At 61.8% G+C, this 1,839-nt stretch carries 2 protein-coding genes; both read right to left on the bottom strand.

All coding sequences use genetic code 11. The features are described from left to right. Positions 1–1,515, bottom strand: a 1,515-nt coding sequence (locus E1958_RS19435) for a molybdopterin-dependent oxidoreductase (RefSeq protein WP_133513340.1), incomplete at its 3' end; no start/stop codon positions are given. Between the two features lie 117 nt (positions 1,516–1,632). Next, the coding region (locus E1958_RS19430) for a chaperone NapD (RefSeq protein WP_207787981.1) at positions 1,633–1,839 on the bottom strand (207 nt) is incomplete at its 5' end.

The following is a 1,839-nucleotide window of genomic DNA, read 5'->3' as shown; positions in this document are numbered from 1 at the left end:
CTCCTCATTGATGTTGGGCCCCGCCTGCATGTTGTTATTGCACAGCTGCCAGTAGCAGTTCAGCTTGCCGTCCTTGAGCATGCGCTGCATGAGCACCGCGTGGTAGCCCACCTTACCGTTGATGGTCCCCGCCGGCAGTTGCCAGACCCGCTCGGAAAAGGCGCGGTGCTCAGGCTTTTTCACTACCAGATCCGCCGGCAGGCGATGGACGAAGGTCCCCACCTCCCGCGCCGTACCACAGGCCGAGGGCTGGCCGGTCAGAGAGAAGGGGCTGTTGCCCGGCTCGGAGAGCTTGCCCATGAGCAGATGGACGTTGTACAGGAGCCCATTGACCCACACCCCGCGGGTGTGCTGATTGAAGCCCATAGTCCAGTAGGAAGCGACCTTCTTGTTCGGGTCCGCGTACAGCTTGGCCAGGCGTTCCAGCCGTTCTTTGGGCACGCCGGACAGCTCGTGGGCCTTGTCCAGGGTGTAGGGCGCGACGGATTCGGCGTATTCCTCGAAGCCGATCTTGGTGAGCTTGCCCTTGCCGGCATTGGCGGCCTTGCGCTCCAAGGAGTGCTCCGGGCGCAGGCCATAGCCGATATCCGTAGGCGTCTTGGTGAAATTCACGTGCTTGTCGATGAACCCCTGGTTATAGGCCTTGTTTTGGATGATGTAGTTGGCGATGTAGTTGAGGATCACCAGATCCGTATGGGGGGTGAAGACGATCGGGTTGTCCGCCAGCTCGAAGCAGCGGTTCTCGAAGGTGGAGAGCACATGGACCTCACACCCCGGTTTGGTGAGGCGGGTGTCGGTCAGACGCGACCATAGGATAGGGTGCATCTCGGCCATGTTGGCGCCCCAGAGCACGAAGGCATCCGCGTGTTCCAGGTCGTCGTAGCACCCCATGGGCTCATCGATCCCGAAGGCGCGGATGAAGGCCACCACGGCGGAGGCCATACAGTGTCGGGCATTGGGATCCAGGTTGTTGGAGCGCAGTCCCCCCTTCATAAGCTTGGAGGCGGCATAGCCCTCCCACACCGCCCACTGGCCGGAGCCGAACATGGCCACCCGGGAGGTCAGCTGGTCGACCGGCTTGCCCGCATTGTCCTTCAGATCCTTGGCGATGGCCTCCTTCCACTTGGCGGCCATCACATCGAACGCCTCGTCCCAGGAAACGGGCTCGAAATCCCCGTCCTTGGCGAATCGGCCGTTCTTCTTGCGCAGGAGGGGCTGGGTAAGCCGGTCCTTGCCGTATAGGATCTTCGGCAAGAAATAACCCTTGATGCAATTGAGCCCCCGGTTGACCGGGGCATCCGGATCCCCCTGGCTGGCCACGACCTTATCGTCTTTGACCCCCACCAGGACACTGCAACCGGTGCCGCAGAAACGGCACGGGGCCTTGTCCCAGCGCACGCCTTCATCGCCTTCCGCCGCGACGGCGGTGATGCTGACCGGCAGGGTGACCCCCGCCGTTGCGGCGGCCACAACCGCGGCCTGGGATTTGATGAACTCACGCCGAGTGATTTTCATGATCGACCTCTTCTGCTAAGAGACTGCCTAAGAACTTGCCCGGTTGGCTCCCTCGCCCCCTGGGGGGAGAGGGGGGGATCAAGGGCTTTATATCAAGCAACATCAATGGGTTGGTTTTTAGACAGCCTCTAAATCGTCTCCACCATAATGGTAGATCAGGACGGTATTGATGACGCCTTCCACACCCTTGATAGAGGCCAGGGTATCGGCAACCTCGCTCCGGCCCGTGTCCTCCACCGTCACGATCAGCTTGCCCTCCGCCCGGCCACCGTGGATCTCCACACCGGGCAGCGCCAGTAACCCCTGCTCCACCACCTGCACCCG

Source organism: Candidatus Thiosymbion oneisti (assembly GCF_004359955.1).
Taxonomy (GTDB): domain Bacteria; phylum Pseudomonadota; class Gammaproteobacteria; order Chromatiales; family Chromatiaceae; genus Thiosymbion; species Thiosymbion oneisti.
This window is presented reverse-complemented; position numbering and strand designations above follow the sequence as displayed.